18 protein-coding genes are annotated in these 19,876 nt (G+C 60.5%); 9 read left to right on the top strand and 9 right to left on the bottom strand.

The features are described from left to right. Positions 1–100: 100 nt before the first annotated feature. From KW838_RS23605 to zur, 4 genes are read right to left on the bottom strand one after another with little or no spacing between them, the layout of a single operon-like run. Positions 101–817, bottom strand: a complete 717-nt coding sequence (locus KW838_RS23605; protein ID WP_102701559.1) for a PA5502 family lipoprotein — start codon at positions 815–817, stop codon at positions 101–103. Between the two features lie 37 nt (positions 818–854). Next, the gene (gene znuB, locus KW838_RS23600) at positions 855–1,643 is read right to left on the bottom strand and encodes a zinc ABC transporter permease subunit ZnuB (protein ID WP_015092904.1); all 789 of its coding nucleotides are present in this window, start codon (positions 1,641–1,643) and stop codon (positions 855–857) included. Next, positions 1,636–2,421 carry a zinc ABC transporter ATP-binding protein ZnuC gene (gene znuC / locus KW838_RS23595; protein ID WP_095967855.1) on the bottom strand — a complete coding sequence of 262 codons (786 nt, stop codon included), beginning with the start codon at positions 2,419–2,421 and terminating at the stop codon, positions 1,636–1,638. The genes znuB and znuC overlap by 8 nt, the downstream gene beginning before the upstream one ends. Next, the gene (zur, locus tag KW838_RS23590; RefSeq protein ID WP_007969799.1) at positions 2,421–2,903 is read right to left on the bottom strand and encodes a zinc uptake transcriptional repressor Zur; all 483 of its coding nucleotides are present in this window, start codon (positions 2,901–2,903) and stop codon (positions 2,421–2,423) included. The genes znuC and zur overlap by 1 nt, the downstream gene beginning before the upstream one ends. 66 nt (positions 2,904–2,969) lie before the next feature. Here zur and KW838_RS23585 point away from each other — a divergent pair, with 66 nt between their 5' ends. Continuing rightward, a complete protein-coding gene (locus KW838_RS23585) occupies positions 2,970–3,890 on the top strand; it encodes a metal ABC transporter solute-binding protein, Zn/Mn family (RefSeq protein ID WP_173900845.1) in 921 nt (306 codons plus the stop codon). 83 nt (positions 3,891–3,973) lie between these two features. Here KW838_RS23585 and KW838_RS23580 read toward each other — a convergent pair whose 3' ends face one another. Then, positions 3,974–4,924 (bottom strand): homoserine kinase, encoded by a 951-nt coding sequence (locus tag KW838_RS23580; RefSeq protein ID WP_015092907.1) that lies wholly within the window; start codon positions 4,922–4,924, stop codon positions 3,974–3,976. A 60-nt stretch (positions 4,925–4,984) separates the two neighbouring features. After that, on the bottom strand, positions 4,985–5,272 hold the full coding sequence (locus KW838_RS23575; protein ID WP_102701556.1) for a DUF2782 domain-containing protein: 288 nt from the start codon (positions 5,270–5,272) through the stop codon (positions 4,985–4,987). 74 nt (positions 5,273–5,346) lie between these two features. Between KW838_RS23575 and polA the strand changes: the two genes are divergently transcribed. Then, the gene (gene polA, locus KW838_RS23570) at positions 5,347–8,151 is read left to right on the top strand and encodes a DNA polymerase I (RefSeq protein WP_218503739.1); all 2,805 of its coding nucleotides are present in this window, start codon (positions 5,347–5,349) and stop codon (positions 8,149–8,151) included. A 347-nt stretch (positions 8,152–8,498) separates the two neighbouring features. Here the strand turns inward: polA and yihA are convergent, their stop codons facing one another. Next, positions 8,499–9,143, bottom strand: a complete 645-nt coding sequence (gene yihA, locus KW838_RS23565; RefSeq protein WP_102674491.1) for a ribosome biogenesis GTP-binding protein YihA/YsxC — start codon at positions 9,141–9,143, stop codon at positions 8,499–8,501. Between the two features lie 191 nt (positions 9,144–9,334). Here yihA and KW838_RS23560 point away from each other — a divergent pair, with 191 nt between their 5' ends. From KW838_RS23560 to KW838_RS23530, 7 genes are all read left to right on the top strand, one after another. Beyond that, positions 9,335–9,625, top strand: a complete 291-nt coding sequence (locus KW838_RS23560; RefSeq protein WP_102701554.1) for a cytochrome c5 family protein — start codon at positions 9,335–9,337, stop codon at positions 9,623–9,625. A 45-nt stretch (positions 9,626–9,670) separates the two neighbouring features. Beyond that, on the top strand, positions 9,671–10,300 hold the full coding sequence (locus tag KW838_RS23555) for a cytochrome c (protein WP_102701553.1): 630 nt from the start codon (positions 9,671–9,673) through the stop codon (positions 10,298–10,300). 199 nt (positions 10,301–10,499) lie between these two features. Next, positions 10,500–11,141, top strand: coding sequence for a thiol:disulfide interchange protein DsbA (gene dsbA, locus KW838_RS23550; protein WP_095967849.1), 642 nt, complete (start codon positions 10,500–10,502; stop codon positions 11,139–11,141). 14 nt (positions 11,142–11,155) lie between these two features. Then, positions 11,156–12,034: an endonuclease/exonuclease/phosphatase family protein gene (locus KW838_RS23545; protein WP_218503738.1), complete on the top strand. Its 879-nt coding sequence runs from the start codon at positions 11,156–11,158 to the stop codon at positions 12,032–12,034. Beyond that, positions 12,031–14,040 (top strand): diguanylate cyclase, encoded by a 2,010-nt coding sequence (locus KW838_RS23540; protein WP_218503737.1) that lies wholly within the window; start codon positions 12,031–12,033, stop codon positions 14,038–14,040. The genes KW838_RS23545 and KW838_RS23540 overlap by 4 nt, the downstream gene beginning before the upstream one ends. A gap of 103 nt (positions 14,041–14,143) precedes the next feature. After that, positions 14,144–14,923 (top strand): N-acetylmuramoyl-L-alanine amidase, encoded by a 780-nt coding sequence (locus KW838_RS23535; RefSeq protein WP_218503736.1) that lies wholly within the window; start codon positions 14,144–14,146, stop codon positions 14,921–14,923. 76 nt (positions 14,924–14,999) lie between these two features. After that, the gene (locus tag KW838_RS23530) at positions 15,000–16,616 is read left to right on the top strand and encodes an EAL domain-containing protein (protein WP_102701548.1); all 1,617 of its coding nucleotides are present in this window, start codon (positions 15,000–15,002) and stop codon (positions 16,614–16,616) included. A gap of 7 nt (positions 16,617–16,623) precedes the next feature. On the opposite strand, the gene KW838_RS23525 is transcribed toward KW838_RS23530, so the two are convergent. Beyond that, positions 16,624–18,414, bottom strand: coding sequence for an ATP-binding protein (locus tag KW838_RS23525; protein WP_218503735.1), 1,791 nt, complete (start codon positions 18,412–18,414; stop codon positions 16,624–16,626). A gap of 10 nt (positions 18,415–18,424) precedes the next feature. Beyond that, positions 18,425–19,771, bottom strand: a complete 1,347-nt coding sequence (algB, locus tag KW838_RS23520) for a sigma-54-dependent response regulator transcription factor AlgB (RefSeq protein WP_007969783.1) — start codon at positions 19,769–19,771, stop codon at positions 18,425–18,427. Positions 19,772–19,876: the final 105 nt, after the last annotated feature.

Raw genomic sequence — 19,876 nt, 5'->3', positions numbered from 1 at the left:
TTATTGCCAGAAAGGCCGCCTTCGCGAGCAAGCCCGCTCCCACATTGGATCTATGCCCGCCGCAGAACTCGTGTGGGAGCGGGCTTGCTCGCGAAGCTTTTTAAGGTTTACGCGGACTCAGAACCATCTGCGCCGGAACACTGCGCAAAATCTGCCGCTCCAGCTTCAGGTCAAACTCAGGGTCGAGCTTGTTCACCCGTTTTGTCAGCAGTGTCGCCAGCCAAGGGTAATCATTGGTGCGTGGAGCCTGGATGCTCACGTCGCACTGAAAATTCACCACATCGGCGGCGATGGCATCCAGTTGGCGACGCAGTTTGCCCATATCGTTGATATTCAGCGAGACCGTAGTGCTTTCAGCCGTGAGATCGATGACCTTGGCTTTTGGCTTGGCTTCGGCAGCCTTCAGGGCCGCTTCGGCTTTTTCCAGCTCGGCCTTGCGCGCCTGGGCAATCGAGCCGTTGACTCCGCCGGTCAGTGCCGGAGCCTTGGGCATCAACGAGCGGGCACGGCTCAGGGCGGTCGCAGCGGCATCCACATCACCCTTTTGCAGCACGATCTGGCTGCGGCGCAGATAGGCTTCGGCCAGCTGCCGTTGGTACTGCTCAAGGGAAGCATCGTTGGGCGATTCGGCCTGCAAGGCCGCCAATTGGTCTTCGGCGGTGGCCAGTTCATCGCTGGCGATGTTTTGTTCCAGCTGTACGATGGCCGTGGCTCGCGCATTGGCGGCCTCGGTGGCCGCCGGTGGCGTGCTTTGGCAGGCGCCCAGCAGCAAAGAAAATGCGACAAGGAGCAGATAACGGGAGGCGAACGACTTCATTCCTGCGACTCTCTATTTGCGCAAAAAACGAGCAAGTCTACACCCCTCGACGGGGCAGAACAAAACTCAGCAGAAACAGCGCGGCGGCTGCCACCACAATCGACGGGCCGGCCGGGGTGTCCTTGAACCAGGACAACGCCAATCCGCCACACACGGCGAGTATGCCCAGCAGGCTCGCGCCCAGTGCCATCTGTTCCGGCGAGCGGGCGTGACGTTGTGCCGCCGCCGCCGGGATGATCAGCAACGAAGTGATCAGTAACACGCCAACGATTTTCATCGCCACGGCAATCACCACGGCGATCAGCAACATCAGCGCCAGGCGCAATCCGGCTACCGGAAGGCCTTCGACCCTGGCCAGTTCTTCATGCACCGTGATCGCCAGCAATGGCCGCCACAATGCAACCAGCAAGGCCAGCACGGCCGCACTGCCGCCAAGAATCCAGGCCAGATCGGTTGGACTGATTGCCAGCAGGTCGCCGAACAGATAAGCCATCAGGTCGATCCGCACTTCGTGCATGAAGCTTAGTACCACCAGGCCCAGTGAGAGCGTGCTGGGTGCGAGAATTCCCAAAAGCGTGTCGGATGCCAATGGCTGGCGTTGTTGCAAGGTCACCAGCAACACCGCCAACAGCAAGCAGCCGACGGTCACGGCAACCGTCGGGCTGACGTCCAGCAGGAAGCCCAGGGCTACGCCGAGCAATGCCGCGTGGGACAGGGTGTCGCCAAAATAAGCCATGCGCCGCCAGACCACGAAAGACCCCAAAGGGCCTGCGACAACGGCCAGGGCCAGGCCTGCAAGCAGGGCGTAGAGCAGAAAATCAGCCATGCTTGCAGCCATCTCCGTGAACATGGGGTTGGCCCGATGCGGGCGCCTTGACCACCGAGCCATGCAAGTCGTGGGCGTGGTCGTGATGGTGGTGATAAATCGCCAGGCTTTGTGCGTTTTTTCCGAACAGCTCAACGAACGCCGGATCGCCGCTGACCTGCTCGGGATGGCCGGAGCAGCAGACGTGACGATTGAGGCAAACCACTTGATCCGTGGTGCTCATCACCAGATGCAAATCGTGGGAGACCATCAGCACACCGCAACCGTGACGGTCGCGCAGGCGGGTGATCAGGCTGTACAACTCAGCCTGGCCGGCCACGTCGACACCCTGCACCGGTTCGTCGAGTACCAGCAGTTCCGGTTCGCGCAACAAGGCCCGGGCCAGCAGCACGCGTTGCATTTCGCCACCGGAAACGCTTTGCACCGGGCTGTCGATGACCTGTTCGGCGCCGACTTCCTTGAGTGCCGCCAAGGCCATCGCACGGTCTACGCCTGGCACCAGGCGCAGGAAGCGCAATACCGACAGCGGCAGGGTCGGGTCGACATGGAGTTTTTGCGGCATGTAGCCGACTCGCAGTTTCGGCTTGCGCCAGACGTTGCCGCTGTCCGGTTTCAACAGCCCGAGCACGGCACGCACCAGTGTGGTTTTGCCGGCACCGTTGGGGCCGATCAGGGTCACGATCTGCCCCGGCTCGACACTCAGCTCAATGTTGTCCAGCACCGGTTGCCCGGCGAACGTGACGGCAACCTGCTCTAGACGGATCAGCGCGTTGCTCATCAAGCCCCCTGGCAACCCGAGCACAGACCGACCACTTCGACGGTCTGGCCTTCGACGATAAACCCGACATCCCTGGCGCTGGCGATGATCGCGTCGCTGATGGACTTTTGCTCGAGCTCGATGGCGGCGTGGCACACACGGCAGATCAGGAACTGGCCCTGGTGTGCATGTTCCGGGTGATTGCAGCCGATAAAGGCGTTGAGCGAGGAAATGCGATGGACCAGGCCGTTTTCCAGCAGGAAGTCCAGCGCGCGGTACACCGTCGGCGGCGCGGCGCGGCGACCGTCCTGCTCGCTGAGGACCGCGAGAATGTCGTAGGCACCCAGCGGCTTGTGGCTTTGCCACACCAGTTCCAGCACCCGCCGGCGCAATGCGGTCAGGCGCAGGCCTTGACGAGCGCACAGGGCATCGGCCTCGGACAAAGCGCTGTGAACGCAATGCGAGTGGTCGTGGGGGCGGCTGGCAATCGGTGTTTTTAGCATGAGCGGCGACGAGTTTTGTGAGAGACGTTATTATGTTACCCGTTCTCGCCTCTTCGAGTGGTCATCGTGTCCCGTCTTTTTTCTATCTTTGTCGCATTTTTCGCAAGTTTTCTGCTGATCGGTCCGGCGCAGGCCGAGGTCAAGGTCCTTACCAGCATCAAGCCACTGCAGTTGATTGCCGCTGCGGTGCAGGACGGCGTGGCGATCCCTGAGGTCTTGCTGCCACCGGGTGCCTCGCCGCACAACTATGCGCTGCGCCCCTCCGACGTACGCAAGGTGCAATCGGTGGACCTGCTGTACTGGATCGGCCCGGACATGGAAGGTTTCCTGCCTCGCGTGCTCAATGGTCGTACGCTGCCCAGCGTCGCCGTGCAGGATTTGCCAGGCATGAAACTGCGCCGTTTTGCCGAAGATAGCCACTCCCACGCCGAAGAAGCCGACGACCACGACCACGATCATCGCCCAGGCAGCCTGGATGCGCATTTGTGGCTGTCGCCGGTCAACGCCCGGGTCATCGCCACGAAAATGGCGGCAGACCTGAGTGCCGTCGATCCTGACAACGCCGTGCGCTATCAGAGCAACCTTAAAGCCTTCGACGAGCGTCTCGATGCGTTGGATGTGCGCCTGAAGAAACGCCTGGCCGATGTTCAGGGCAAGCCTTACTTCGTGTTCCACGAAGCGTTCGATTACTTCGAAGACGCCTACGGCCTCAAGCACGTGGGTGTGTTCAGCGTCGCGGCCGAAGTGCAACCCGGTGCCCAGCATGTCGCGGCGATGCGCGCGCGCTTGCAGGAAGTCGGCAAGACCTGCGTGTTCAGCGAACCACCGCTGCGTCCGCGCCTGGCGGAAACCCTGGTGGCGGGTTTGCCGGTGAAGCTGGCGGAACTGGATGCGTTGGGCGGGTACACGCCGGCGACGGCCCAGGGCTATGAGCAGGTGCTGGAGAAATTGGGGAATGATCTGGCGGGGTGTCTGGAGTCGTTGTAACCGCTGAAACAAAAGATCGCAGCCTTCGGCAGCTCCTACAGAGATCGGTGTAGGAGCTGCCGAAGGCTGCGATCTTTTGCTTTTTAAAGGGCGAAAGGCAACGGCGTATTGACCGTCTGCCGCTGCGCCAGGCGCAACTGGAACTCCATCGGATCGTGAATCAACACATCCTGCCCGGCAAACGACTCCGCCGCGATCAGGCGTGACAACCAGAAGCGTACGCAAGCCACCCGCAGCATGGTCGGCCACAACTCGGCTTCGGCAGCGGTGAACGGTCGCAGGGCCGCATAAGCGCCCAGCAAGGCCCGTGCTCGCGGTCCATCGATCACGCCCTCGTCGTCCGAGCACCAGTCGTTCAAGGCAATCGCCACGTCGTAGAGCATCGGCCCGGAGCAGGCGTTGTAGAAGTCGATCAGTCCGGTCAGGTGGGTGCCTTCGAACATCGCGTTGTCGCGGAACAGGTCGGCGTGAATGTTCGCCCGCGGCAGAGCGAGGATTTTTTCTTTCTGTCGGGTGATTTCTTCCAGCGCCCGTTGCAGCAGGTCCTTCTGTTCGGCACCGAGGTGCGACAGGAACTGCGTGCCCTCTTCCAGCATCCAGTCCAGGCCGCGATCGGTTTTGCGCTTGATCATGTTGGCCTGGGTCGCCAGGTGCAGATGGCCGAGCAACTCACCGACCTGTGCGCAATGTTGCGCATTGGCTTGCTTGATGTGCTTGCCGGCCAGGCGCGGTTGCAGCAACGCAGGTTTGCCCGCCAGTTCGCGCAAGGCCACGCCGTCGGTGGTGCGCAGGGCGTAAGGCACCGGCAGGTCGGCGCCGTGCAGTACGTCGAGCAGTTCGATGAAGAACGGCATTTCCTGAACCGGGCCGCGCTCTACCAGGGTCAGGACAAATTCGCCCTGCTCCAGGCTGATAAAGAAATTGGTGTTTTCGCTACCGGCGGCAATCCCCTGGAAATCAAGCAGGCGGCCGAGGCCATAAGGGGCGAGAAAAGCTTCCAGCTCGGGCCGAGCCAGGGGGGTGAACACAGACATGTTTAAACTGCCAGTACGGGCGCCGCTGTTGAGCCAGCGCCGATTAAAGTTAAGGACGACTTACCACTTAAAAATTTCCCACGCCGGAATCAGCATATCCGGGTAATCAGAGCGGATGAAGTTACCTTCTGATCCGTCGGCGCGTACCAGGAAATACGGCTTGCCGCCTTTGGGCGTGACTTTGATCGCATACAGAAAACCGTTTTGGCGGTATTCCTGGATGACCTTGTCCCCTTCCGTGCGGATCGTGACATCTGGCTCCGGTGTCGGCGCATCGTCCGCTGCCATGACGGCCAGGGGTGTGATTGCAAACAAGCCAGCCAGCAACAGGCGATTTAGTGTGCGCATGATAACCTTGTCCCTTTGTCGTCAACGGTCCCGCTATTCTAGCGCCGGACCCGCCGAAAAGGTTGATCCTGCACATGAGCCAAGCCCCCCTCGTCCTGGTGGACGGTTCTTCTTACCTGTACCGCGCCTTTCACGCGCTGCCACCGCTGACCACGTCCAAAGGCCTGCCGACCGGTGCGGTCAAGGGCGTGTTGAACATGCTCAAGAGCCTGCGCAAGCAATATCCGAACAGTCCGTTCGCCGTGGTGTTCGACGCCAAGGGTGGGACTTTTCGCGATGACATGTACGCCGAGTACAAGGCCAACCGTCCGAGTATGCCTGACGACATGCGCGTGCAGATCGAGCCGCTGCACCAGAGCGTGATTGCCCTGGGCTTCCCGCTGCTGTGCGTCGAAGGCGTCGAGGCCGATGACGTGATCGGCACCCTGGCCCGCAGCAGCGCGGCGGCGGATCGTCCGGTGATCATCTCCACGGGCGACAAGGATATGGCGCAACTGGTCGATGGTCACATTACCTTGGTCAACACCATGACCGGTAGCAGCATGGACGTGGAGGGCGTGAAGGAGAAATTCGGCGTCGCTCCGGAGCAGATCATCGATTATCTGGCGCTCATGGGCGATTCTTCCGACAACATTCCGGGTGTTCCGGGGATTGGCCCGAAGACCGCTTCCGGCCTGCTGGTCGGTGTGAACGGCGGCCTTACCGAGCTCTATGCACAGCTCGACATCGTGCCGACCCTGCCGATTCGCGGTGCCAAGACCCTGCCGGCCAAGCTCGAAGAGCACAAGGAAATGGCCTTCCTGTCCTATCAGTTGGCGACCATCAAGGTCGATGTGCCGCTGGACATTGGCCTCGACGACTTGCAAATGGGTGCGGAAGATCCGGCGAAACTCTACGAGTTGTACAGCCTGCTGGAGTTCAAGAGCTGGCTGAACGACCTTGATCGTGACGCCAAACGCCTGGAACTGAGCGCAGCCGCCGAGCCTGCACCGGCCGCCGATCTGTTCAGCGAACCAGAGGCCGAAGCACCGGCCGCCGCTGCTGAAGCCGCTTATGAAACCATCCTCGATCAGGCGCGTTTCGATGCCTGGCTGGAAAAGCTGAACAACGCCAAGCTGTTCGCCTTCGACACCGAAACCACTGGCATCGACGCGCAGCAGGCGCAACTGGTGGGGCTGTCGTTCGCGGTTCAGGCTAACGAAGCGGCCTACATCCCGTTGACCCACTCCTACATCGGCGTGCCGCAGCAACTGGACCGCGATACGGTCCTGCGCGCGCTCAAGCCGATTCTGGAAGACCCGAACAAGCTCAAGGTTGGCCAGCACGCCAAGTTCGACATGAACATCCTGGCCAACTGCGCCATCGGTGGCGTACAGGACAACGGCATCACCGTTCGCGGCATCGCCTTCGATACCATGCTCGAGTCCTACGTGCTCAACTCCACGGCCACGCGCCATGACATGGACAGCCTGGCGCAGAAGTATCTGGACCACACCACGGTGAGTTTCCAGGACATCGCCGGCAAAGGCGTGAAACAGCTGACGTTCGATCAGATCGCCCTTGAGCAGGCCGGGCCTTATGCCGCCGAAGATGCGGACATCACCCTGCGTTTGCACCAGGCCTTGTTCGAAAAACTCTCGGCGATTCCGAGCCTGGCCAGTGTGCTGACTGACATTGAAATCCCGTTGGTGCCGGTGCTGGCGCGTATCGAGCGCCAGGGCGCATTCGTCGACGCCGCCTTGCTGGGTGTGCAAAGCATCGAGCTGGGCGACAAGATGGTTGCACTTGAGCGCGAAGCGTTCGAGATCGCCGGCGAGGAATTCAACCTCGGTTCGCCCAAGCAGCTCGGCGTGATCCTGTACGAGAAGCTCGGCCTGCCGGTGCTGAAAAAGACTGCCAAGGGCCAGCCGTCCACGGCCGAAGAGGTGTTGGCCAAACTGGCGGAAGACGACTATCGATTGCCCAAAGTGCTCATGGAATATCGCTCCATGAGCAAGCTGAAAAGCACCTACACGGATCGTTTGCCGGAACAGATCAACCCGCGCACCGGGCGGATCCATACGTCGTACCACCAGGCTGTCGCCTCCACCGGACGCCTGTCCTCCAGCGATCCGAACCTGCAGAACATCCCGGTGCGGACCGCCGAAGGGCGTCGTATCCGCCAGGCCTTCGTGGCCCCGACCGGTTACAAGCTGCTGGCGGCGGACTACTCGCAGATCGAATTGCGGATCATGGCGCACCTGTCACGGGATGAAGGGCTGATGAACGCCTTCCGCCACAATCTGGACGTGCACACCGCGACCGCCGCCGAAGTGTTCAAGGTCGAACTGGCCGAGGTCACCTCCGACCAGCGCCGCAGCGCCAAGGCGATCAACTTCGGCCTGATCTACGGCATGGGGGCGCAGAAGCTCGGCAAGGATATTGGCGTCGACACCAAGACCGCCAAGGCCTACATCGATACCTACTTCGCCCGATACCCCGGCGTACGCCAGTACATGGACCGCACGCGGGCCCAGGCCGCCGAGCAAGGTTATGTCGAGACGTTCTTCGGTCGTCGCCTGTACCTGCCGGACATCAACTCCAACAAACCGCAAGAGCGCGCCGCCGCCGAACGCACGGCGATCAACGCACCGATGCAAGGCACCGCTGCGGACATCATCAAGAAAGCCATGGTCGCTGTGGATAACTGGCTGACCGCGTCCGGCCTCGACGCCAAAGTCATTTTGCAGGTGCACGATGAACTGGTGCTGGAGGTACGTGAGGACCTGGTCGACCAGGTTCGCGATGAAATTCGCGTACACATGAGCGAAGCCGCGAAACTGGATGTGCCGTTGCTGGTCGAAGTGGGTGTTGGAAATAACTGGGATGAGGCTCACTGAGCCTTCCTGTAGGAGCAAGCTCGCTCCTACAGAAAAGAGTCGTGTTCTGCTGCGGCATGGTGCCGCGGCAGAAGGGCGCAAACAGCTTAGTCCGCAAGGCTATCGAAGTTATTTCAAAGCTATTTGAAAAAAATCTGAACTAATCTTGCGAAGCACCACTCAGAGGTACTGAATGGCTGGTGAAGCCCTTCGATGCTCCTATGTTGTGTTAAGTGTTGGCAGATATCTGGACCCCGCCCTAGCGGTCTAGAGCTTGAACCCCGGAACTTCTCCCTCCCCATATGAAGTCCGGGGTTTTTTTTGCCTGCAGAAAGCTGTCCGGGGTGCCCCAGACAGCTTTCGCAGCCCTATTGGGCTTCTACCTCGACACCCTTGTCCGCCAGCTCCATCCAGCCTGCCAGTACGGTATAGGCTTCTTCCAGGCCCATGCGTTTCGGGGCCGAGAACAGCTGAATCGTCACCAGATCGCCCCAGCCCTTGCGGATTTCCGCCTGGACCTTGAGCAGCGTGTTCTTGGCCGCGCCATAGGTCAGCTTGTCCGCTTTGGTCAGCAGAATGTGCATCGGCATGCCAGCAGCGACGGCCCAATCGAGCATCAGCAGGTCGAAATCGGTCATCGGATGGCGGATGTCCATCATCAGGATCAGGCCTTTCAAACTCTCGCGACCACCCAGGTAGGCTTCCAGGTGACGCTGCCAGTGTTGCTTGAGCGGGATCGGTACTTTTGCATAACCGTAGCCCGGCAGGTCGACCAGACGGCGTTCATCGTCTAGCTTGAAGAAATTCAACAGTTGCGTGCGCCCCGGGGTTTTCGAGGTGCGCGCCAGGCTGGCGTGGGTCAGGGTGTTCAATGCACTCGACTTGCCGGCGTTGGAACGCCCGGCGAAGGCGACTTCGAAGCCCTCGTCATCCGGACATTGGTCGACTTTGGCGGCGCTGAGCATGAAGGTGGACTGTTGGCACAGACCGAGGATGGGATTCTTGAGTTGCATGGGATTTCCGATGTGGGCGGCGCCAGGAATGGGTGCGGCAAGCAGTGTCGCTTCCGTTTCAGTGACGCCAGTATATAATGCCGCAGATTTTGTGTGCGCTTTGTCCCAGCGTAGGATGAAGTTCACGAGAGCGACAGACCTTGATTGCGCACTAGAACGCAGCACGCTCTCAACCCTGAAAAGGTCGTTTTATGACGAAATGGCTGCTAGCTGCCGGTGTCTTGATACCGCTTTACAGCGCTCAGGCTACACAGGATCCGGAAGCTGTGTACAACCGTGTTTGTGGTGCCTGTCATTCCGGCCAATTACCCATGGCGCCGAAAAAAGGCGATCAGGATGCTTGGACGCCGAGGTTGGCGAAAGGTATGGAGACGCTGGTGCAACACGTGACCCAGGGTTTCAAGGCGATGCCGCCGCGTGGTTTGTGCATGGACTGCAGTGCCGAGGATTACCAAGCCATCATCCTTTGGATGAGCGAGTAAGCCCGGTCCATAACTCTTAACCCTTAGCCGTAGTTGGATTAGCTGATGAAGAAATTGATCGTGAGTCTGCTGTTGACCGTGGGCATCTCCGGCATGGCCCATGCTGCAGGTGAGGCAGTACAACCGGGTGATGCAAAAGCCGGTCAGGCCAAAGCCGCCGTCTGTGGCGCCTGCCACGGCCCGGATGGCAACAGCATGGCACCAAACTTTCCAAAACTGGCCGGTCAGGGTGAACGCTACCTGACCAAGCAATTGCACGACATCAAGTCGGGCAAGCGCACGGTTCTGGAAATGACCGGCCTGCTGACCAACCTGAGCGATCAGGACCTGGCGGACATCGCCGCCTACTTCGCCAGCCAGAAAGGCAGCGTCGGTGCCGCCGATCCTAAAGTCGTCGCTCGCGGTGAAGCCCTGTTCCGCGGTGGTGACCTGGCCAAGGGCCTGCCATCCTGCACCGGCTGCCACTCGCCAAATGGCGCAGGTAACGCCCCGGCGGGCTTCCCGCACCTGGGTGGCCAGCACGCTCAATACATCGCCAAGCAACTGACCGATTTCCGCAAGGAAGACGGCGGCCGTACCAACGACGGCGATACCAAACCCATGCAGAGTATTGCCAAGAAGCTGAGCGACGAAGACATCGCCGCGGTGTCCAGCTACATCCAGGGCCTGCATTAAGGCCGGCGGATCGGGCGTTGAACCGGGTACATATCGCTTACAACGTTAACGCTCGATTAATCCGTTGCAACGAGTATAAAAAGGGTGGCCTTGGCCGCCCTTTTTTGTGGCCGCTGCCGTTACACTACAGAACTCAAGCCCGCCAGGACCTGTCTGAAAACACGTCGCGCGAGGCGAAAAATTTGTCCAGGAGTAAAGCATGCGTAATCTGATCATCAGCGCCGTTTTTGCCGCTGCCAGCCTGTTCGGCATGACTGCCCAGGCTGCTGAAGCCCCCGCCGCACCTTATGTCGAACTGAGCAATCCGGTTCCGGTCGCCGTGCCTGGCAAGATCGAAGTGGTGGAGCTGTTCTGGTATGGCTGCCCGCACTGCTATCACTTTGAGCCGACAATCAATCCCTGGGCCGAAAAACTGCCATCGGATGTGAACTTCAAGCGTATTCCAGCGATGTTCGGCGGTCCTTGGGACGCTCATGGCCAAATGTTCCTGACTCTTGAATCCATGGGGGTTGAGCATAAGGTTCATGCTGCGGTGTTCGACGCGATCCAGAACAAAAAAATGAAGCTGACCGATAAGAATGATATGGCCGACTTCCTGGCTACCCAGGGCGTAGACAAGGAAAAGTTCCTGGCCACTTTCGACTCCTTTGCAATCAAGGGACAGGTCGTTCAAGCCCGTGAACTGGCCAAGAAATATGAGATCTCTGGCGTTCCAACCCTGATTGTGAATGGCAAATATCGCTTCGACGTGGGCTCCGCCGGCGGTGCCGAACAGGCCCTGCAACTGGCCGACAAACTGATCGACAAAGAGCGAGCGGCTAACAAGGCTGCCGCCAACTAAGGGCAGTCACTGCCATGCGCCGATGGGGTACTGAACGCATCGTTGGCCTGCATGATCCGCGGGTCAACGAGCATCATCTGGAGTCCACGGGCCTGCCCGCAGACAGTCGTCTGCGCTTGCTCAGTTTCAATATCCAGGTCGGCATCAGCACCGAGCGCTACCGGCATTACCTGACCCGGGGCTGGCAGCATCTGCTGCCGCACACCGGGCGTGCCGACAATCTGCAGAAAATCGGCAATCTGCTGGGCGACTTCGATCTGGTCGCCTTGCAGGAGGCCGACGGTGGCAGCCTGCGTTCAGGCTACGTCAATCAGGTTGAGCATCTGGCCCATCTCGGCGCCTTCCCCTACTGGTATCAACAACTCAATCGCAATCTCGGTCGCCTGGCCCAGCACAGCAATGGCGTGCTCAGCCGATTGCGTCCGTGGGCCATTGAAGATCATCCGTTGCCGGGCCCAAAGGGGCGCGGAGCCATCCTGGTACGGTTCGGCGAAGGCCCGGAAGCACTGGTGGTCGTCATGATGCACCTGGCACTGGGCGCCCGGGCGCGCAGCCTGCAACTGGCCTACATCCGCGATCTGATTGGCGACTACAAACACCAGGTACTGATGGGCGACATGAACACCCATGCCAGTGACCTGCTGCAAAATTCCGCGTTGCGCGATCTCGGCCTGCTCGCGCCGCAACTGGAAGCAACGTTCCCCAGCTGGCGCCCCCAGCGCTGCCTGGACCATATCCTGCTGAGCCCGAGCCTGACCCTGGAAAAGGTCGAGGTGCTGGCACAGCCCATTTCCGATCACCTGCCGGTCGCGGTAGAGATTCGTCTGCCGGGTTCGCTCACGGCCGATGCATTGCCCGCGTTGAGTCCTGCCCCACGCGGAACCCATGAATGAGCGACGAAACACAGCGCTGGAAAGAGAAATACCTCCAAAGCATCGAACAACAGGAAAAGCTCGAACGTCGCTGGGACGCGCGGCTCGACTTGCTGCGTCGCGGGCTGGTGCGCAGCACCCTGGCGGCGGAAGGTACTGACCGCGCGGTTGACCAATGCATGAAGGAAATGCGCGAGGTCGTGCGCACCGACGACATGGACGCCGGCCTGGCCGCGCTGATTCCACGCCTGGAAAAAGCCGTGCTCGACTCCGAACAGCGTCGGGAAACCCGGATCAACCAGACCAGTGCCGCCCTGACTGCACTGGTCACTCAACTGCAAACATTGCCGCTGCCACGGGATGTGAGCCGGCCACTCAAGAGTTTCGCCAAGCAACTGGATGCGCGGGTCAGTCAGGCGCGTGAGATACCCTTGTTGCTCAGCGAGCTGAGTGGCTTGCAAGGCAAGGCCCTGAGCCAACTGGAAACCCCGACGGAGCCTGGTCGGCCGGGCTTGCTGCAGCGATTGTTCGGCGGTCGTGAGACAGAAGAGACGGTGGCATCAACGCCTGCTTCTCCTGCGCCGGCGACCCCCGTAGCCGGGAGCCCTGCGGCGGTTATTGAGTCGGCCCCGGACGCGATTGAGACGGCAAACTGCGAAGTACCCACGGCTGAGCGAGTGGAAGAGGAGTCCGCGCCGACCGAGCCAGTCGAGGCTTCCCCTGCTCCGGCAGTCGTGGACTTGGCACCTTCGGCTGCCCAGCCTCAACCCGCCATGGCAGGCGCGGCAGAAACCAGGTCGGCCGAGAAGCCGACGCCGGAAACACCTCTTGAGTCGCAAGTGAACCCCGACGAGCTGACCGTGCCAGCATCGCCGGATAGCCAGGCCTTGCTTGCGACTCCGACAGAGGAGGTGGTCGCCGTAGATCAGCTTCTATCCGGGCACGACACTTTCTACGCACTCCCGGATTCCCCCGAGCCCTCCTACAGCTCGGTGGCCAGCCACATCGAACACACGCTACTGGGGCTGCTCGAAGACCTGACATTGCCCGAGCGCCATCGCCCGCAAGCCGAATCCATGCGCGATCGTCTGAAAAACGGTCTGAACTGGTACGAATTACTACCGATTCTCGACGATTTCGCCACATTGATGCTGGCTATTACCGACAGCGGCCAGCATGAGTTCGAAGCCTACCTGCAACGACTGAACGAGCGCCTCGAATCGTTCCAGAGCAACTTGCAGGCCGCCACCGCTGGGCACGCCGACAACCGTTCGGCTGCGCGGCAGATGGACACGCAGATCCGCGAACAGGTTGATGGCTTGCAAAGCAGCATGCAGGAAGCCGCGGACCTGGAAGATCTCAAGCACGTTCTGGAAAACCATCTCGAAGGCTTGCTGGGCACCATGGACCAGCACCAGAAACAACGTGATGAGCGCGAGCAAGAGGTCGCTGCGCGCCTGCACAGCCTGGCCGAGCGCGTCGCCCATATGGAACAGGAGGCCCAGGGTTACCGCGAGCATCTTGAAGAGCAACGGCAGAAGGCGTTGGTCGACCCGTTGACCGGCCTGCCCAACCGCGCGGCCTGGAGCGAGCGCCTGGATCATGAAGTCAAACAATGGCAGCAACATGGCAATACGCTGTTGCTGGCCATGCTCGACCTCGATCATTTCAAGCGTATCAACGATAACTACGGGCACCTGGCCGGTGACAAAGTGCTGAAGATCATTGCCAGCGTGTTGCGCAAGCGTCTTCGCGGTACGGACTTCATTGCCCGGTTCGGCGGCGAAGAGTTTGTGCTGTTAATGCCATCTACGGTGCCGGCGGCAGGGCTGAAGTTGCTGGAAAGCCTGCGTGCCGCCATCGAGGCTTGTCCGTTCCACTTCAAGGGAGAGCCGGTGACCATTACCGTGTCTGTCGGAATGTCGGCGTTCAGGCCGGGTGAGCACAGCGATCAAGTGCTTAAAAGAGCCGATCAGGCGTTGTACCGTGCAAAAAATGCCGGACGCAACCGCGTGGAGCCGGGCTGAGCATTATTTGTTCCATTTTGTTTAATTCGCGGCGATTGCCGTCAGCCCGCAAGGCATTACGTTACACTGTTGCATTATTGTCTTGTGTGTACTGCCTTTCGCCATGAAATATCTTGCTCTGATCGTCTCACTTGCTCTGCTGGCCGGCTGCGCCAGCGGTCCCCGTTTTGACACCAGTCACCCTTCAGCCAATTACGACAGCCGTGTGCAGTTCGTGGTGGTGCATTACACCAACGCCTCGCTGGAGCGTTCGCTGCAACTGCTGACCCACGGCGAAGTCAGCAGTCATTACCTGATCGGTGACGACAAGGGCGCCACCATCTACAAGCTGATGGATGAAAATGTTCGCGCCTGGCACGCCGGGGAGAGCGAGTGGGATGGCCGGACCTGGCTGAATTCCAGTTCCATTGGTATCGAAATCGTCAACCCGGGATTCAAGGACACTCCAACCGGGCGCGTGTGGTATCCCTACAGCGAAGATCAGGTTCAGTCCTTGATCGTATTGCTCAAGGACATCAGCAAGCGTCATGGCATCAAGCCTCGCGACATCATCGGCCATAGCGATATTGCGCCGTTGCGCAAACTGGACCCGGGGCCGCTGTTCCCCTGGAAGCGTCTGGCTGCCGAAGGTCTGGGTATCTGGCCGAACGAACAGGCGGTCGCGCGCGAGCAAATGCTGTTCGCCGATCAGTTGCCGAGCATCAGTTGGTTTCAGGCGCAATTGGCCCACCTGGGTTATGCCGTGCCACAAACCGGCGAGCTCGATGTTGCGACACGACATGTGATCGCGGCCTTCCAGATGCACTTCCGCCCGGCGCGCTTCGATGGCACGCCGGATGCGCAAACAGCCGCGCTGCTTTTGGTGTTGAATCAGACAAAATAATGGCGCCCGCCCGGCGGTCAGGGCTTTTTCCCAATCAGCAGCTATAACTCATTGGTAATCCATCGGATATTACGCAATGACTGCTGCTCGAGAGACCTTCCGTAGTTGGTTCCATCGCCCCTGGTTCCTGGGGCTGATGTCGGCTGTCTTGAGCGCAACGTTATTGATGGCCGGCAGCCTGTTCGTCGCCATTCATCAGGTCGAGCAAAACGAAAGCGAAGAAATGAATGCTCAGGGTGAGCGCTTTCTCGCCCGCCTGGAACAGCTCTTCGGGCAACTGCGTGAAAGCCTGGACGACCTTGAAGCGCAACCGTTGCGCGGTTGTGATGCTGAAATGATCGCGACCTTGCAACAGGTTACGTTCAATTATCGCTTCGTCTACGAAGCCGCCTACATGGACTCCTCGCGAATCTGTTCCAATCGCCCCCGCCAGGAAGGGCTGTCGCTGATTCGATCGCCAGACATCAAGGGCCCGACCTACAGCTATTGGCTCAACACCACCACCGAACCCGATGAAAACCGCGCCGCCCTGATGCTGGGGCGCGGGAATTTCCGCGTCGCGACCTCCCGCGGGCATTTGACCGATATGGTCGACCTGTCGCCGGGCAGCAGCCTGCTGGTCGTCCTGGACCATGGCACGCGCGCGATTCCGGTATTGGGCTCTTCCCAGATCTGGCCGCCGGTCGAGGCCTGGCCGCCAAAAAACCGTGATGCGCTGCAGATCACCCAGTCACGCCTGATATACCGCATGCCCACCGACAACCCGGAGTATCAATTGGTGTTGATCAGCCTGCGTACGGGCATGCATATCCCGTCGGTCTGGTGGTGGCTGCTACCGGCCAGCCTGGCGCTGGGCATATGCGTCGGGTTCCTGGTGTTCCTGCTGGTGCAACAGCGGCAGTCGCTGGATGCCGAGCTGGCCGGGGCGATTCGCCGGGGCGAGTTGCAGGTGCTGTATCAACCGATCTTCGACCTCGATAGCCGCAACTGTGTCGGGGCTGAAGCGCTGCTGCGCTGGCGCAGGCCGGACGGTACCCTGACCAGTCCCGACCTGTTCATTCCGATGGCGGAGGACACCGGGCAGATTCGCCAGATGACGGATTTCGTCTTGCAACGCTTGCTCGAGCAACTCGGCCAGTTGCTGCGCGCCAACCCGCAACTGTACATCTCAGTCAATCTCGCGGCGTGCGATGTGATGGTTCCGCGAATCGGCCAGGTGATGGCGAGGCTGCTGACCCTGCACCGCGTTGCTGCGCGGCAAATTGCCTTCGAGGTCACGGAGCGCGGGCTGGTCGATGTGGTGGTGGCCCGGGAAAACCTGCAATCGCTGCGGGATGTCGGGCACCAGGTGTTGATCGATGATTTTGGCACCGGCTACTGCAGCCTCGCCTATTTGCAAACCCTGCCGGTGGACTGCCTGAAAATCGACAAGGCGTTCATAGATGCGTTGGGCCATGACGCCGCCAGCAGCGGTGTGGCCCCGCACATCATTCACATGGCCCAGTCGCTGCATCTGAAGGTGATTGCCGAGGGCATCGAACATGAGGCCCAGGCCGAGTTCTTGAGCAGTGAAGGCGTGAAGTTCGGCCAGGGCTGGCTGTTCGCCCATGCGCTGAGCGCGGTTCAGTTCATTGAATTGATAACCCGAGGGCGACGTCGGGCGGGCGGCCGGCGCCTGGATGACGAAGCGTGACCGCGATCTATACCGTCAGCGCCATGTAGAACTGAGTGCCCTGCCCCGGCCGTGAATAGACGCCCATCCGCCCGCCATGCAATTGCACGATTTCCTTGCACAATGCCAGGCCGAGACCGGCTCCGCCTTTCTTGCGTCCGACCTGCACGAACGGCTCGAAGATCCGCCCCTGCTGACCGTAGGCAATGCCTTCGCCGTTGTCCTCGACACTGATGATGACCCGGTCGCCGTGGCGCCGGGCGTGCAGGCGTATCCGCCCGCCGGAACCGGTGTGGCGCAAGGCGTTGTCGAGCAAATTATCGAGTACCCGCTCCAGTTGTGGCTGATCGGCCTGCAAACGCGGCAAAGGCCCCTGCACTTCCACCAGCAGACTGATGTCCTTCTCGGCGGCCGATGCGGCAAAGCGTGACTCAGCCTGTTCCAGCAGCGCCTCGATGGAACACGGCGCCAGGGTGAGTTTCTGCAAACCGTTCTGGTAACGGGAGAAATTCAGCAGGTCATTGATCAGCTGCATCAACCGCTGCATCTCTTCATTCACGGTATCGAGCAGGTCGGCTTCCCGGGAGTCCGGGGCAAAGTGCGCGCGCTCGCGGAATAATCCGAAGGCCATGTGCATGCCGGTGACCGGTGTGCGCAATTCATGGGAGGCGCGCAATACAAACTCGCTGCGTACCCGTTCGAAGGCACGCTGCTCCGTAACGTCATGCAGCACCATCACGGCCCCGAGAATATGGCCCTGGGTGTGGCTGACCGGGGTCAGGCTATAGGTCAGCAGTCGCGACTCGCCATCGACTTCGACACTCAAGTCCTCCGGCGCCCGCTCCAGAGTGCCGCCGCGCAGCACCAGTTGCAGCTGCTCATCGAGTTCAGGGCGCTCCAGTGCCGTGCCCAATCCCTGCCCCAGGCGATCGGACTCCCAGCCCAACTGACGCTGGGCCACAGGGTTAAGGTGTTCCAGATGGCCCTGACGGTCGATCATCAGCAGCCCGTCGTCGATGCTATCGAGCACGGCCTGCAAACGCTGCTGGCCGGCCAGCAACTCGTCGACATTGGTGGCCTGATGTTCACGCAACGCCTGGGCCATGATCCCGAAACGTCGGGTCAGCTGGTTGAGCTCCACTGCCGAGGAGATCGGCAGGGTGACATCGAAATTGCCCTGGCCGATATTGTCCGCTGCCTTGGCCAAGGCTTCGATGGGCGCCCCGAAACGCCGGGCAATGGCCTGCGCGGTCACGAAGCCGATGATCAGCACCGCCAACCCCACCAGGGCGAGCAGCCCGGCGATCAGCAGTGCCCGCTCCCGAGCCTGGCGCTCGGTATCGTTGATGTTATCCAGCGCGCGCTTGTGCTCGGCGATCAGACCATTGCGCAGTGCGTTGAATTTTTCTGTCAGGTTGTCATGACTGCTGAGCACAGTCGAAGGGTCCGGGGACGCCTCATAAGCTTCGATAAAGCGCTCGTAGTCAGCCTTGGCTTTCCTGAAGCCGTACTCGCTTGCGTTCTGCTCGGGTTCCTGGGCGATGCCTTCCTCCAGCAACTGGTAATAACGCTGCTTCGAGGCGGCGAAAGCGGCGGAGTCAGGCTTCTCGCTGAGCATAATGATCAGTTGGTCACCCAGGGTCTGGCGCATCTTGAGTCCCAGGTCCAGGGTGATGAAGTTACTGCGGGTCAGTGCTTCCTGGCTGCCGGCCATCTGCATCACGCTGACCAGCCCGAGCAGGAGCCCGAGCAAGGCGACGGTGATCAGTGCGGAGATGCTCAGGAAAAGCCGGGTCCGCAATTTCATCGCCAGTTTCATCGCCTATTGCTCACAAGTTGTACTGCTTGCGTTTGCGGTACAGCGTCGAAGCATCGATGCCCAGGGTTTTTGCCGCTTGGTCCAGCGTGTCGGCGGTGGCGAGGACCGCGCCGATGTGGGCCTTTTCCAGCTCATCCAGGCTCAGCGCTGCGCCGATGCGCGGTGCGTTGTTGACCGGGGTTTCGGCCATGCCCAGATGACTGATCTCGACCCGCTCCTGCGGACAGATGATGCTCGCGCGCTCGATCACGTTGCGCAGCTCACGGATGTTGCCCGGCCAGCGATAGCCCAGCAGGGCTTCCCGGGCCTCGTCGCTCAACGCGCGCGCGGGGCGGGCATACTCCTTGACGAAGCGCGCCAGGAAACGATCGGCCAGGTTGAGAATATCCTCACGGCGTTCGCGTAGCGGTGGCAGGTGCAGGGTAATGACATTCAGGCGATAGAGCAGGTCTTCACGGAAACGACCATCGCGGACCATGTCCTCGAGGTTGAGGTTGGTGGCTGCAAGGATGCGCACATCGGCACGGCGGGTCACCGGGTCACCGACGCGCTCATATTCTTTGTCCTGTATGAAACGCAGCAATTTCGGCTGCAATGTCAGCGGAAAGTCGCCGATTTCGTCGAGAAACAGCGTCCCGCCGTCCGCCTGGTTGACTCGGCCCAGGGTGCTTTCGCTCGCGCCGGTGAAGGCGCCACGACTGTGGCCGAAGAGCTCGCTTTCCATAAGCTCGGCGGTCAGCGACGGGCAGTTGATCGTGACGCAGGATTTCTTCGCGCGTTTGCTCCAGCCGTGAATGGCTTGGGACAGCTCGCCCTTGCCGGTGCCGGACTCACCGAGAATCAGGATATTGGCATCGGTCGTGGCCACCTGGCGCGCGGTTTCGAGTACCACTTTCATGGCCGGGCTGTGGGAGTCCAGACCATCCTTGGGCTTGCGCACTTCACCTTCCAGGGCTTCCAGCCGCGCCGACAGCTGCCGCACTTCCAGTTGCTTGGCGGTTGCCAAGCGCAATTGATCGGGGCTGCACGGCTTGACCAGATAGTCGGCGGCACCGGCCTGAATGGCATCCACCGCCGTGTCGACGGCTGAGTGCGCAGTGACGATCACCACCCGCATCCAGGGCGCCTGGATACGCATCTGGGCCAACACATCGAGACCGTTGTCTTCACCCAGACGCAAATCGAGGAAACACAGGTCGAAGACCTGGCGCTGCAACAGGGCTTCGGCCTGCGCGGCGCTGGTGGCGGTGGCCACGCTGTAGCCTTCGTCTTCGAGGCAGTAACGAAAAGTACGCAGGATGGCAGACTCATCATCCACCAGCAGAATGCGGCCTTGGTGCTCAGTGGCGGATTCCATTTTCCTACGCTCCTTAATGAATGATCTTGATTTAGTCCCGGAGAAATCGGGCAAGTTGCATGATTGATTCTGAGCCATTCCTGTCATGGCTGGGTAGCTTTCATC

This window comes from Pseudomonas sp. PDM27 (genome assembly GCF_019219205.1).
GTDB lineage: Bacteria > Pseudomonadota > Gammaproteobacteria > Pseudomonadales > Pseudomonadaceae > Aquipseudomonas > Aquipseudomonas laurylsulfatiphila.
The sequence above is the reverse complement of the archived record's forward strand: the minus strand, read 5'-3'. Positions and strand labels throughout refer to the sequence as shown.